Source organism: Rothia sp. HMSC061C12 (genome assembly GCF_001815755.1).
Taxonomy (GTDB): domain Bacteria; phylum Actinomycetota; class Actinomycetes; order Actinomycetales; family Micrococcaceae; genus Rothia; species Rothia mucilaginosa.
Genome location: NZ_KV821867.1, coordinates 1 through 11,922, shown reverse-complemented (window position 1 = coordinate 11,922; position 11,922 = coordinate 1). Strand labels below are relative to the sequence as shown.

The 11,922-nt window shown below is 61.6% G+C and carries 9 protein-coding genes; 6 read left to right on the top strand and 3 right to left on the bottom strand.

Annotated elements, in window-relative coordinates; all coding sequences use genetic code 11:
* Window positions 1-230: 230 nt before the first annotated feature.
* From ybaK to HMPREF3055_RS04600, 4 genes are all read left to right on the top strand, one after another.
* Window positions 231-731 (top strand): Cys-tRNA(Pro) deacylase, encoded by a 501-nt coding sequence (ybaK, locus tag HMPREF3055_RS04615; protein WP_005506356.1) that lies wholly within the window; start codon window positions 231-233, stop codon window positions 729-731.
* Window positions 732-818: 87 nt separating this feature from the next.
* Window positions 819-1,295, top strand: coding sequence for a peptide-methionine (R)-S-oxide reductase MsrB (msrB, locus tag HMPREF3055_RS04610; protein WP_070604679.1), 477 nt, complete (start codon window positions 819-821; stop codon window positions 1,293-1,295).
* 218 nt (window positions 1,296-1,513) lie between these two features.
* The gene (locus HMPREF3055_RS04605) at window positions 1,514-2,779 is read left to right on the top strand and encodes an HRDC domain-containing protein (RefSeq protein WP_049345141.1); all 1,266 of its coding nucleotides are present in this window, start codon (window positions 1,514-1,516) and stop codon (window positions 2,777-2,779) included.
* Window positions 2,780-3,002: 223 nt separating this feature from the next.
* A complete protein-coding gene (locus HMPREF3055_RS04600) occupies window positions 3,003-3,527 on the top strand; it encodes a Rieske (2Fe-2S) protein (RefSeq protein WP_070604678.1) in 525 nt (174 codons plus the stop codon).
* A gap of 149 nt (window positions 3,528-3,676) precedes the next feature.
* Here the strand turns inward: HMPREF3055_RS04600 and dxs are convergent, their stop codons facing one another.
* From dxs to HMPREF3055_RS04585, 3 genes are all read right to left on the bottom strand, one after another.
* Window positions 3,677-5,749, bottom strand: coding sequence for a 1-deoxy-D-xylulose-5-phosphate synthase (gene dxs, locus HMPREF3055_RS04595; RefSeq protein ID WP_083318009.1), 2,073 nt, complete (start codon window positions 5,747-5,749; stop codon window positions 3,677-3,679).
* Between the two features lie 225 nt (window positions 5,750-5,974).
* On the bottom strand, window positions 5,975-7,624 hold the full coding sequence (locus HMPREF3055_RS04590) for a class I SAM-dependent RNA methyltransferase (RefSeq protein ID WP_049352952.1): 1,650 nt from the start codon (window positions 7,622-7,624) through the stop codon (window positions 5,975-5,977).
* Window positions 7,625-7,842: 218 nt separating this feature from the next.
* Entirely contained in the window at window positions 7,843-9,990 is a 2,148-nt protein-coding gene (locus HMPREF3055_RS04585; protein ID WP_049357629.1) for an APC family permease, read from the bottom strand.
* Window positions 9,991-10,183: 193 nt separating this feature from the next.
* Between HMPREF3055_RS04585 and HMPREF3055_RS04580 the strand changes: the two genes are divergently transcribed.
* The gene (locus HMPREF3055_RS04580) at window positions 10,184-11,050 is read left to right on the top strand and encodes a potassium channel family protein (RefSeq protein WP_070738275.1); all 867 of its coding nucleotides are present in this window, start codon (window positions 10,184-10,186) and stop codon (window positions 11,048-11,050) included.
* A complete protein-coding gene (locus HMPREF3055_RS04575) occupies window positions 11,051-11,704 on the top strand; it encodes a potassium channel family protein (RefSeq protein WP_070593496.1) in 654 nt (217 codons plus the stop codon).
* The last annotated feature ends 218 nt before the right edge of the window (window positions 11,705-11,922 follow it).

The following is an 11,922-nucleotide window of genomic DNA, read 5'->3' as shown; positions in this document are numbered from 1 at the left end:
GAGGGGGACGATAGCGGCGCTTACATTCTCCAATATTCAGATGGATTTTGGACTGTCGTTGGCTCGCTTTCTCAAGAGCAGCTGAAGGAAAAAGGGCTACTGAAATAACCCCATAACCTTTGAGAAGCCACATGTGTTTCGAGAAGCCACCAAAGAAGTGGCTTTTCGAAACACATGTGGCTTCTCGGCGCATAGGTATCGGCGCATGGCGTCTTCCGTAAAATGGTTGTATGGCTAAGAAAACTAAAGGTAAGAAGAGCGGCGCAGCAACCGCCGCCGTAGCACTGCTGACCGAGACGAACACCCCCTTCCAGATGCGTGAATACGAGCACGTTGAGGGCGTCACCTCCTTCGGTGAAGAGGCCGCGAAGAACCTCGGCGCCTCCGAGGAGCAGGTGTTCAAGACCCTGCTGATCGTGCACGAGAAGGATTTCGCCGTCGCGATTGTGCCGGTCTCTGGCAAGCTGAACATTAAGGCTGCCGCCGCTGCCCTCGGCTGGAAGAGCGCCTCCATGTGCGACCCGAAGGTCGCTGAGCGCCGCACCGGCTACGTAGTGGGCGGTATTTCTCCGCTGGGCCAGAAGACCCCCTCCCCCACCCTGCTTGATGAGTCTGCGCAGCTTTTTGACACGATCATGGTCTCTGGCGGTAAGCGCGGCCTGGACGTTGAGCTCGCCCCGGACGACCTGCTGAAGCTCACCAACGGCAAGTACGCTGACATCCGTGCTTAGTCCGCGCGTAGCGGGAATAATCCGCCCGGCCGCGGCGTTACATATGCCGTAAGAGCCTGGGCATGAGAGCAAACTGAAGGAGTCATGATGGGCAATTCGCTACCCGGCGTGGGTGCTATCGCCAAGAACTGGCGTGAAGTGCTCAAGCCTGAAGAGTACGCTGTTCTGCGTGAGGGCGGCACCGAGCGCGCATTCAGCGGCGAGTACTGGAACACTCACACGGAGGGTGTGTATTCTTGCCGTGCCTGCGGTACGGAGCTGTTCCGTTCCGATCAGAAGTTCGATTCGCATTGTGGTTGGCCGTCGTTTTTCGCGCCGCTGGCTGAGGACCGTGTGCGTTACTTGGAGGACACGACCTTCGGTATGCGCCGCGTGGAGGTGCGTTGCGCCGCCTGCGATTCGCACCTGGGTCACGTGTTTGAGGGTGAGGGCTACCCGACTCCCACGGATTTGCGGTATTGCATTAATTCGGTGTGTCTGACGCTGGCCCCGGCTGGTGAAGCCGCGCCTGATAAAGCACAGCCTGGTGATACTCCGGTTGACGAGGCGGAATCCGCCGAATAAACCCCGGCGATACCCCCCCCCCAGCAGGCACGCAGGTGAACCCCTTATTGTGAGTCTCTCTAAATTCGAGGCTTTAAGCTCGGGCGGGTAGAATGGCGTAGTGCCTTCGCGGGCACGTCACCCCGCCCGGGCTCATGTTTGCTCGGGCGTACGCCTACCCGGGCATTTGGCCCATCGTATGGGCGCGTCGAACCAGGCAGAGGAAAAGGATTGAGTGCATGAGTACCGCAGCTGAACAGAATGCCGCAGGCACCCCTCAGCTGACCCTTAACGGTATCGAAGTTCCGGACGTTGTTCCTCTGGAGACCCCTTCCGCACCGATTCCGACTCTCATCACCACTGAGAGCGGTCTGCGTCGTGCCGCTGAGCAGTTGGCGGCGGCGTCCGGCCCGGTGGCTGTTGATACTGAGCGTGCCCAGGGCATCCGCTACGGTTCGCGTGCTTTTTTGGTGCAGCTTAAGCGTGAAGATCAGCTGTACCTGATTGACCCTGAGGCGTTTAAGGATCTGCGCATTATTAACGATGCTCTGGCGGATGCTGAGTGGGTTATTCACGCCGCAATTCAGGACTTCCCGAGCCTGGACATGCTCGGTATGCGCCCGAACCGTCTGTTTGATACGGAGCTTGGTGCGCGTCTTGCCGGTCTGGAGCGCGTGAACCTGGGTGCGACCGTTGAGGAGCTGCTCGGCTATAAGCTGGCGAAGAAGCACTCGAAGGAAGACTGGTCGCGCCGTCCCCTGCCGGAGTCGTGGCTGAACTATGCGCTGCTGGACGTTGACGTGCTCATTGATTTGCGTGACGCGTTGGAGGATTTGCTCCGCCAGCAGGGTAAGCTGCAGTACGCCCTGGAGGAGTTCGAGTACCTGTGCAAGACCCCGGTGAAAGATCCGACGGATCAGCCGGAGCGTTGGCGTAAGACGAAGGGCCGCACGATGTTGCGTTCGGTCAAGCAGCTGACGGCGCTGCGTAACCTGTGGCTTGAGCGTGACTCGCTGGCGCGTAAGAAGGACGTTGACGCGAAGCGTCTGCTGCCCGACTCTGCGATTGTGGAGGCGGCACGCACCATGCCGCGTAACGTGCCCGCTATTATGGCGATCCCTGGTTTTCAGACGCGTGGTTTGCGTCGTGAGGGACCGCGTTGGGTGCGTGCTATTGCTGCGGCGGCACGCGGTGAGAACGCTGTACCGTTCACTTTGCCGTCGACTGCCCCGCCGCCGTTGAAGGCGTGGGAGTCTAAGCGCCCCGAGAACTTGGCGCTGTTCACCGAGGTTCGTCAGGCGATTGATGAGCTGTCGGAGAAGCTGACCATTCCGGCGCAGAACCTGATCACGACCGATTATGTTCGCCGCCTCTGCTGGGAGCCGCCGGCTCGTTTTGACGAGCAGACCCTGCGGGATGCACTCGCCGAGTACGGTGCGCGTTCGTGGCAGACGGGTCTGGTTGCCCCCGTGATTGCGCCGATTTTTGCCCGCCACTTGGGGTAGATTTCTCTAACGCTGAATAGATGTGTGTGCCGGTTGGGTGTGTTGCTGATGCGACCACCCGACCGGCATTTTTGTGCCTCGGGAGTTTGACACGGTAGTTTGTCCCGGTATTTTGCCTCAGCAGTTTGTCTCCGGTGCAAACGTGAACCAAGCTTAGCCTGCTCTCATTCGATTTTTGTCCCAAACCGGCATAGGGTGGAGAGAGTACACGAAAGGAACCACCATGCCCGCACCCAACGGATGCTGCCGCTCTCAGAAGGCATGCGCCTCCCCTGCTACTGAATCTGCAACCGTCGACACCGCAGTCGATACCACAGAAACTGATTCTTCTGCGCGCGTCTTCTCCCGCCGCGCAACCCTCATCACCGGCGCCGTCACATCCGGTGCGTTGCTCGCCTCCTGCGCTGAAGGTGACTCCAACGTTACCGCGCCCGAAGGCACCGTTGAGGTAGGTTCCGCCTCCGCAGTGGGCGTGGGCAAAGCGGCACGACTGACCCACGGCTCCACGACCGTGATCGTCTCCCAGCCGTCCGCGGGTGAGTACAAGGCGTTCAGCACCGTCTGCACCCACCAGGGCTGCCAGGTGCAGGTGCAGGATTCCAACCGCATCGTGTGCCCCTGCCACGGCTCCGAGTTCGCTGTAGCTGACGGCTCGGTCGTGCACGGCCCCGCGGAGTCACCCCTTGCCAGCTACCCGGTGCAGGAGAAGGGCGGCAAGCTTTTCGTTAGCGGCACCGGCAACTCCTAAACCGGCAGTTCAGAATACGTGTAAGAAAGCCCCACCCATCACAATCGATGGGCGGGGCTTTGTGCTGTCTTATGGTGCCCGCTACTGATGCCTACTATTGCGGCGCGCTACTGAGAGAAGCTTAGGCAGCACATCTCAGGTACGACCGTTTAGCGGGTGTGGCGCGGCTTCTGGCCCTCTTCACGAGCGAACGGCACCTTATCGCCAGCCAGCTGCGCACGCAGGTCCGCGATAATGGTTTCCGCGGTCAGACCGACCTCTTCCAGAATCTGCTCGCGGGAAGCGTGCGGAATGAACTCCGCCGGAAGACCCAGCTCGCTCAGCGCGGTATCCACGCCAGCCGCACGCATTTCCTGGCGGATGCGCGAACCCACACCGCCGGAACGCACGCCGTCCTCAATGGTCACCACGATGCGGTGATCGCGAGCCAGCTCAATGACTGAAGACGGCACCGGCATCACCCAGCGCGGGTCAACCACGGTGGATTGGATACCCTCGGCGGCAAGCACCTTGGACGCTTCCAGAGCCACGCGAGCCATAGCGCCCACAGCAACGAACAGCACGTCACGCTGACCGGTTTCCGGGTGGGGTTCACCGGTGCGTGCCAGCACATCCACACCGTCGCTGCGGCGCTCCAGGGCGGGAATGTCCTCGCCCACGGAGCCCTTCGGGTAGCGAATCACGGTCGGTGCGTCGTTGATAGCTACAGCCTCACGCAGTTCTTCGCGCAGGGTCGCACCATCACGCGGAGCCGCCAGGTGCAGACCCGGAATGAACTGCAGCATCGCCAAATCCCACATGCCGTGGTGGCTTGCACCGTCCGGGCCGGTAATACCGGAGCGGTCCAGCACCACGGTCACGCCCGCCTTATGCAGGGCAACATCCATGAGCAGCTGGTCAAAGCCGCGGTTCAGGAAGGTAGCGTAGAGGGCAACCACCGGGTGCATGCCGCCGTACGCCAGGCCGGCACTCATCGCCACAGCGTGCTGCTCAGCGATACCCACGTCAATAACGCGCTCGGGGTGGCGCTTCTGGAATTCGCGCAGACCCACGGGAATCAGCATCGCGCCGGTAATACCGACGACGTTCTCCTGCTCATCCGCAATATCTGCGATTTCGCGACCAAAGACACCGGTCCACGACTCGGAGGTGCTGGTCGAAACATCCTCACCGGTCAGCGGGTCAATCTGGCCCACCGCGTGGAACTGGTCGTCCTCATTCGCGCGGGCGGGCGCGTAGCCGTGGCCCTTCTCGGTAATGGCGTGCACAATCACCGGGCCGGCGTAGTTCTTCGCCGCGGTCAGTGCGTTCTCCACAGCCTGCTGGTCGTGGCCGTCAATGGGGCCCACGTACTTCATACCCAGGTCTTCAAAAATACCCTTGGGTACGACGACGTCCTTAATGCCCGCCTTCATGCCGTGCAGGCCGCGGTACACCATCTGACCGACGGGGCCGCCACGCTGCAGACCGATGCGCACCGCATCCAGAGCATTGTCGTAGCGGTGATCGAGGCGCACACGATCCACCTGCTGCTGCACACCGTGCTTGAGCTCAGAGAGCTGGTTCGCGAAACCGCCAATGGTCGGCGCGTAGGAGCGGCCGTTATCGTTGACCACAATCACGACCTTGCGGGTGCGGTCGGCAGCAATATTGTTCACAGCCTCCCACGCCATGCCGCCGGTCAGCGCGCCGTCACCAATGAGGACCACGGTGTAGCGGTCATCTTCACCGTTGAGCTTGTGCGCGCGAGAAATACCGTCAGCCCACGAAATCGAGCTGGAGGCGTGCGAAGACGCAATAATGTCATGCTCAGACTCGCCGCGATCCGGGTAGCCCGACAGGCCGCCCTTCTGGCGCAGAGTCTTAAACGCGTGACGGCCGGTCACCAGCTTATGCACATAGGACTGGTGGCCGGTGTCGAAAAGAATGTTGTCCTTGGGAGATTCGAAGACACGGTGAATGCCAAGGGTCAGCTCCACAACGCCCAGGTTCGGGCCCAGGTGACCGCCGGTCGCCGACACATTCGTTACGATGAACTGGCGGATTTCCTTAGAGAGCTCCTCCAGCTGCTCGTAGCTGAGGTTCTGCAGGTCCGCCGGGGACTGAATACCCGGGAGCAACTTGGCAGTGGCACCGTCGCCAATGCTGTAGTCGGCGGTGGGTGCGCCACCGGCGGCGCTATTCGGGGTCTCCTCCTGCGGCAATGCGTTTTCAGCGGACATACACCCACACTCCTCAAGGTCGGGGCACGGCTCATTCCGTGCGTTGGTTCTTCAATGATTCTACCGTTTACGGTGCCAAAAAGCAGATTTATGCGCCCGCAGAGCAAGACGCACCGGGTTGAGAGAAAACGGCCTGAAATAACCCCTAGTGGGCAGGCTGGTGAACAGACCAACCCGCCCAACACTGCGATTATTTGCTTCTTTGTTACGGCTACTAGCTGCGCGCTACTTGGTGCGGCGGCGGCGCGGACGAGGCTTCGCCGGGGCACGCTCAAAAAGCGCCACCGACTCCACATGATGCGTATTCGGGTACATATCAAACGCCCGAAGCTGCACCATGTCCCAGCCCAGCTCACGCAAAATACCGGTGTCACGACCCAGGGATGCCGGGTCGCACGCCACGTACAGAATACGCTTGGGGTCCAGCGCATCCAGGCGTTCCAGGGTGGTGCGGTTCGCGCCCTCACGGGACGGGTCAAGGACCACCGCATCAATAGCGGGGATTTCGCCAAACTCAAGGGCGGTCTTCAAATCGACCAGGTGGCGTGCCACATCGCCGCGAATCACCTCAATGCGGGTGTCCGCAGAGTTCTCGGTGCGGGAGCAACCATCCGGCGCGAAGTTCGAGCGCGCATCCTTATGGGTCACCGGGGAGCCCTCAATGCTGACGACGGTACCGGTTGCGCCCACGGCGTCCGCGAGCGCGGCGGTGAATAGGCCCGCGCCAGCGTACAGGTCGAGGGCGCATTCGCCTTCCTGCGGGCGGAGCATGGTGAGCATGGTACCGACCATGGTGGAGGGGGCGGCGCGGTGAATCTGCCAGAAGCCGCCGGCGGACACCTGGTAGCTGAAGCGGCGGGAGCCGAAGGTGACTTCTTCGGTGACGGAACGCAGGCCCGCGCCGAGCAGCTGGTCGCCTTCGGGTACGCGGCGGTAGGGGCTGTGGGAGGAGCCGGGGCGGCGGCGCTTGGGCTTGCCGTTGGAGGTGGACTGCGGGGTGAAGAACAGTGAAATCTTGCGCTTGGCGAGCAGTCCCCAGGCGTCGGATGCCTGCTGTTCGATGTCTTTGGCGACCTCTTCGATGGAGAAGCGGGGGTCGACGATGAACTGCAGCAGGACCCTGCCGCGGGAGGAGACGGTCGCCTCGACTTCGCGCACGCCGCGCAGGTTCAGCTGTTCAAGCTGCAGGTTGCGCAGTTCGGGGGCAGCGAGGGGAAAGTCGATGACAGGTACGGGTTGGGAGGCGCGGTACGGGTGCATGCCGACGCGCCAGGTGACGGCGGGGTTCTTCTTGCCGCTGTTCTGCTCGCCGTTCTTCTCTTCGCTATCGTGCGCGCGGACCTTGGTCACGGTGTAGCGCACGCGGGTACGCCAGGACAGGCCCTCGTTGTTATCGCGCAGGGGCAGCTCTTCAACCATGAGGTTGGTCAGCAGGGGCGATTCGAGGGGCAGACCGCCCAGTCGGTTGATTTGGGTGCGGACGATATCAGTCTTGTAGCGTCGCTGCTCATCCAGGTTGATGTGGCCGTACTCCATGCCGCCGAGCAGTTCGGGTACGCCGGTGGCGGCGGCGCGTTCCTCTTCGGTGGCGAGCGCATCCGCCTGGATCCAGGGGTGGGGGCGGCGTGCCAGGGAGGGTACGGGTACGGAGATAACGTCCGCGAAGTAGAAGCGGCGCTTGGGGCCAATCGCGGTGATGCGCACTTCAGCCTGTTCGCCGACGATGCCGTGACGCACAAAGATGACGCCCTGTTCGGTGCGCGCTACGAAGGCGCCGCCGTGCGCGGGAGCCTCACAGGTGACGGTGAGGGTCTGCCCGACGCTGTATCCGTCTACGTTGTTGGAGGCGGCAGGCGTGGTAGCAGGGTGAGTCACAGCATTGTCTCCTAAAGAATCACTTAATGTGAATTATTTTACACCGGTTTGTACCTTTACTCCGATTCCGACGCCCCGCAAGGGGTGCCGAATAGGACGTAAAGGGCAAAGTCCAGGCGCTATGTGGGGGTGCTCAAGCACATCACAGGCCAATGACCGGGCTGGGCAATTAATGTGGGCGCAGGGCAATTATGCTGAGCGCCGGGCAAACGTTACGGCTAGCGCTTCTTCTCGCGCGCTACAGCATCCGCCTCGTGCAGGCGACCGCGGTACACGGCGTGGCGGTTGCTCTGAATCAGTTCGCGGCCGCCACCGGCAGAACGGGTCACGTTCGGGGCGACCGCCGCCGTAGAACCGTCAGCAGCCTCTGCGGTCGAATCATTGGCAGCTGAGTCCTTGCCCTGCAGGCGCTGATCAAAGATCTCGTCATACACTTCGTCCTCGTGCATCGCCCACGGCACGGTCGCGGTCATCACGCCCGGCTCATGCAGAAGCGCCTGCTTGAGGCGGCGCACCGTACGGCGGTGCAGAAGACGCTGCCACCAGTGCTCCACCACGAACTCGGGCAGGTACACCACCAAAATATCGCGGGGCGACTTCTTGCGGCGGCGGCGAATATACGAGACGACCGCCTCCACGGTGTCACGGTACGGCGAATCAATCACCGACAGCGGCACCGGAATACCCAGGGCATACCAGCGCTTCTTCACGACTTCCAGAGCGGCGCGGTCGTTGTTGACCGTCAGCGCCTCAATCGTGGAGGGGCGACCGGCACGCGCATAGGACAGGGCGCGAACCGCCGGGCGGCGCACACGCTCCACGTACACGATGGCGTGTACACGCGAAGGCAGGGCCGCCACATCCGCAACGGATTCAGCGTTCAGGGGGATGTCCAGGGCGGCATCCACCGCATCGTAGTGGCGGCGAGTCACAACCATACCTCCAACCATCAGGGCAATCATTCCAAGGGAGAGCCACGCACCGGCGGCGAACTTCGTCACCACGACGATGACCAGCACCGCGGCGGTCACCATCACGCCCACCGCAGAGACCGCAATATCGCGCAGCAGGGCGCGGCGCGGCATCTGCGCCAGGGTAATGCGCAGCAGACGCATGCGGTAGCGCACCACCGCCAGCTGAACCAGCACCATCGACAGGCACATGCCCACGATGTACAGCTGAATCAGTGAGTACACGTCCGAGTTGAAAACGGTGGTGAGGAAAATCGAAATCGCCGACAGCGCCAGCACACCGTTCGCGTACAGGCCGCGCGAATCCACGCTGCGGAAGAACACCGGCAGGTACTGGTAGTCGGCCAGCGACGAAGCAATCACCGGGAAGCCCGTAAACGCGGTCAGCGAGGCAATAATCAGCACGCCCACCGTGGCGAATACCAGCAGCTGCGCGAAGAACGGCACGCCCTGATAAATTGCCAACGCCACCTGGTACAGCGCAGGTTTCTGGTGGAAGTACTCCCCCGGCGTGTGCCCGTCAATGAACAAGAAACGGGTCGTATCGTGCACCATGTGAACGCGGGTTGCCGCCGCAAAACCGAGCAGGCTCACCAGCAGGACCGAGGTAATCAGGCCCATCAGCATCATGGTGACCGCCGCGTTATATTTCTTCGGGCGGCGGAAATACTTCACCGAATTAGAAATCGTAGAAACACCCGAGAACGCCACCAAGCCGGCGGAGAAAGAACGCGCCAGAAGCAGCATCAGCGCCAGACCCTCCAGCGAGTGGGTCTCGAGCTCGGGGGCAATCACGTAGGTCGCCGATTCAGCCAACGGCAAGGTACCCGTCGCGGCACGAATCCAACCCACAATGAGGGTCGCTCCCAACAGTGCCAAGAAAACATACAGCGGCCAGTACGCAATCTTGCCCAGCAACTGCACGCCACGTAGCGCAAACAACGTCAGCGCAACAATGAGTAGCACCGCAATGTGCGTGCGCCAATCCTGAATCTGCGGATACAACGCCACCAAAAACGAGGACGCCGAAGACATCGACACCGCCACCGTGAGCGTATAGTCCATCAGCGAGGATGCACCCATCACAATCGACGGCAGCGCACCCAGTTTGCGGTGCACCAGCTGAATATCGCCTTCAGAAGCAATCTGATTAATGTTGTAGCGGTACGTGCCAATGACCAGCAGACCCACCATCGCCACACCCAAACCAATCCAGGGCGAAAAAGCGAGCGCAGACGCACCCGCGGCGGCAAGGGTCAAAATCATCTGGTCGGCGGCGTAGGCGACCGAAGAGATGCCGTCGGCACCGAAAAGAGGCAGGGCGTAGCGCTTCGGCAGCGCGACTGCCGAAAGATTTCGCGTGCTGACCGGCTGACCGGTCAGGGCGATGCGCATCCTATCCCAACGATTCCTCACGCTGTTAAGGCTATCGGTCGCGGCTTCAAAGCTCAATTTTATTCAGCCGAATAGTGGGCATTGCGAGCGGAATATCACGGGGCATCGGCGCGGAGGCTCACCCGCCCATTACACTGGTAGAGGTAGGCGGTAACGCCTTATCGACACAAAACATCAACACTCGGAGGGATGTATGCCTCACTTCGTCATTATGGGTGCCGGACGCGTGGGCGTCATGCTGGCGCGCACTCTGGAAGCTTCGGGGCATACGGTCGCCGTCATTGACCAGGACGAACGTGCTTTCCAGCCGCTGCGTAAGGGCTTTGAGGGCCGCCTGGTTACCGGTGTTGGTTTTGATGAGGACACCCTCAAGCGTGCCGGTATTACCGAGGCGTACGCTTTTGCCGCCGTCTCGTCAGGCGATAACTCGAACATTATTGCCGCCCGCGTGGCGCGTGAAATGTTCAAGGTGAAGAATGTTGTGGCGCGTGTGTACGACCCGAACCGCGCCGAGTTCTTCCAGCGCATGGGTATTCCTACGGTGGCGTCGGTGCGTTGGTCCACCGACCAGGTGCTGCGCCGCCTGCTGCCCGAGCAGGCGCTCAAGGGCGACTTCCGTGAACCCTCGGGCCGCCTCATGCTCACCGAAATTCCGCTCGACGACGGCTGGGCTGGCCACGCGTTGACCAGCATCGAACGTGCCGCCGGGGTGCGCATCGCCTACATCACCCGCTTTGGTGAGGGCATGCTCCCCCGCCCCGATTCCGCCTACCAGCAGGGCGATAGCGTGCACGTGATGATGCGCACCGACGACGTTGCGGACGTAACCCGTATTCTCTCCCGCCCGCCGCGCGTCGAAGACGAAGAAATGGAAGCGGACTACGCTCCCGCATCCGGCCACCGCAAGTACCCCCACGCCCCGAAGAAACCCGCCGAACAGAAGCACAACGACGGCCCCGTTATCGAGCATGAATTCCACCTCGGTGACACTCCCCCGGAGCTGCCCGACCCCCTCGAACTCATCGGCCGCCATCGTGATTCCTCGAAAGGTGAGAAGTAAGTGAAGGTCCTCATTGTTGGTGCCGGCTCCGTGGGTGCCTCCATCGCTAAAGAACTCATGATGAACGGCCACGACGTGACCATCATCGACTCCAAGCCCGAAGCCAAGAAGCGCGCCGACCTGCCCGGCGTGCGCTGGCATATCGGTGACGCCTGCGAGCTGTCCGTACTGCGCCAGGTACACCCGAACAAGGCGGACGTGGTCGTTGCCGCAACCGGTGACGACAAGGCAAACCTGATGGTGTCCCTACTGGTGCGTAGTGAGTTCGGTGTGCCGCGCACCGTGGCGCGCGTGAACAACCCGCGTAACGAATGGCTCTTCGATGACTCCTGGGGCGTGGACGTTGCCGTGTCCACCCCGCGCCTGATGACCGCCCTCGTCGAGGAAGCCGTGGAAGTCGGCGACGTGGTGCGCCTGCTGACCCTGCAGGCTGGCGGCGCGACCCTCGCCGAGTACACCGTGCCGGATGACCACCCCGTCATCGGTTACCGCGTGGATCACGTGCAGTGGCCCGTTGATACGGTGCTCACCGCGATCCTGCGTGACGGCGCGCCAATCCCGCCCAGTGCCGACGTGGCGATTGAGGGCGGCGACGAGCTGTTCTTCATCACGACCATTGCCGGTGAGGATCAGATCCGCGCACTGTTTGCATAGCACTGTTCGCATAGCGTTTATACGTAAGTTTTTGAGGAGGCGAAAGCCCCGGTCACGGGTTGAACTGCCTCCCGTTTCTTGGACAACGAAAATAAAGTCCAAGAAACAGGAGGCTTTTCATGTCCGTGCATCTGGGAATAAGACACGACCGTTTGCTTCGGAAACAAGCAGCGCAAATGTTTGAGAAAGGATTTGGCTATGGTTCGACCGCCAGCAGG